Genomic DNA, 1,943 nt, shown 5'->3' on the forward strand with positions numbered 1-1,943 from the left:
GTATCACTGCGTCGAGCGCTACGTGGTCGCCAGGCGCATCAGCACCGTCCGCTCGGCGGCCAAACCGTTCCAACCGCTTCTTCCGGTGATGGCCGCGATCATGGGCCTGACGCAGGCCGTCGTCAGGTCGCTCACCGATGTCACCGAGCTGCCGCAGCGGCGCTGGGATTCGCCCGTTCGGCGGTGGATGGTCATCACCCGCGGCACTCGCCGCGTCGACGACCGGGACGACCACGTCAATGAATAGGCGCCTACAGCGCATTCACGAGCCGGTCCAGGTCGGACTCGGTGTTGTAGAGGTGAAACCCGACGCGCAATCCACCCGCACGCACGGCTGCCCGGATGCCGGCGTCGCGCAAAGCATCAGCCGAGTGGTCGCCCGGAATGGACACGATCGCGGAGTTCATCGGTGGGAGCTCTAGTTCGGCCCGCAGCCGGTTCGCCAAGCCCACGGTGTGGGCGTGCACGTCGGCCCGGTCCAGCGTCACCAGCCACCTCAGGGACATCCCCGCGCCGAACAAGCTGAACCACGCCGGCCAAGAGTCGAACCGCCGGGCGTCGCCGGCCAACCGCATCGGCAACCCGTACAGCGACGACCACAAGTCTTCAGCCGCAAACGGATTCGCCATGTGCGGAATCAACATGTCCAACATCCGGTCGCTCAACGACATCCACGCCACCCCGCGCGGCCCCAACAGCCACTTGTAGCTCGCCCCGACCGCGACGTCCGCCCACGACAGGTCGATGTCCATCCAGCCCAAGGCCTGCACCGCATCGATCACCGTGACGGTGCCTGACGCGGCGACGCTGCGGCGCAACGACTCGACGTCAAGCACAGTGCCGTCTGCGGACTGCACCAGACTGACGGCGACCACGTCGAAGTCGGCGGCGCTGTCCTCGAGCCGGCCGTGCGGCACCTCGGTGACGGTGACACCCCGAGCTGCTTGCGCCGCGAACGGGAAAGTCACACTGGTGTATTCGCCGCTCACGGTGGCCCCACCCGGCTGCCGTCCGGTATTGACGCTGCGACCAGGCCGATCAGCGACGAGGTGCTGTTCCCGATGGCAACTCGGTGCGGGTCAGTCCCGGTCAGCGACGCATACGCCGCTCGACTGGCAGCCATCAGCTCGATGAACGTGCTGACGTCGAGGCTGCCGCGCTGCCACGACTCGACGCAGTCGCGCAGCGCCTCGGCCACAAAACGCGGCGGCACTCCATAGGTCGCGGTGTCCAGAAATCCGTCGACGCCGTCAAACTCGGCGCCGAAAGCCTCGCGGGTCACCCCACCACCTTCGCGTATTCCTGCTGGCTGTCACACACTCGGCCGGCCCACGCCGTGCACGGCGTCGGCCAGCGCGTCGGCTAGCGGGCCGATTTCCGCGGCGTCAAGGTCGGAGATGGTGATCCGCAGGCCGGGTGCGGTGCGGATTCGATACCGGCTGCCTGGCGCGACCGCCCAGCCGCCGGCCAGCAGCCGGGTGACCGCCGTCGACTCGTCGGGCACCGGAACCCACACATTGAGACCGGAGCGGCCGTGTGCGGCGACACCCCGCTCGGCCAGCGCCGCGAGCAGACCGGCGCGGCTGCGGGCATAGGCGGTTTCAGCCGCCTGCACGAGCCGGGTCGCTGCCTCGTCTCGCCACAGACTGAGCGCCAGATCCTGCAGCAGGTGGCTGACCCAGCCCGGCCCTAGCCGTAGCCGCCCGTGCACCCGCTCGATGGTGCGGTGGTCGCCGGCGAGCACGGCCAGCCGCAGGTCGGGGCCGTATGCCTTGGCTGCCGATCTGACAAACGCCCAGTGCCTGGTGCATCCCGCTATGGGGTGCAGCGCTGCGCCGGAGATAGCGGCGCAATGGTCGTCTTCGACCACCAGCAGGTCGCCGGCCCGCTCGGTCAGCAGATCGCGCAGCCGGGCGCTGTCTTCGACCAGGAGGAGCCGCATG

Annotated in this window: 3 pseudogenes (1 of these 3 running past the window's edge); 1 reads left to right on the forward strand and 2 read right to left on the reverse strand. The window is 69.0% G+C overall.

From position 1 onward, the window contains the following. Window positions 1-247, forward strand: a pseudogene (locus ACFE99_RS22160) (antitermination protein NusB); the annotation flags it as partial. Between the two features lie 4 nt (window positions 248-251). On the opposite strand, the pseudogene ACFE99_RS22165 reads toward ACFE99_RS22160, so the two are convergent. Continuing rightward, window positions 252-1,282: pseudogene (locus ACFE99_RS22165) on the reverse strand (aminotransferase class V-fold PLP-dependent enzyme). A gap of 30 nt (window positions 1,283-1,312) precedes the next feature. Continuing rightward, a pseudogene (locus tag ACFE99_RS22170) lies at window positions 1,313-1,943 on the reverse strand (aminotransferase class I/II-fold pyridoxal phosphate-dependent enzyme) (it continues 717 nt past the right edge of the window).

The sequence above is a fragment of the uncultured Mycobacterium sp. genome (assembly GCF_964249325.1).
Classification (GTDB): Bacteria; Actinomycetota; Actinomycetes; order Mycobacteriales; family Mycobacteriaceae; genus Mycobacterium.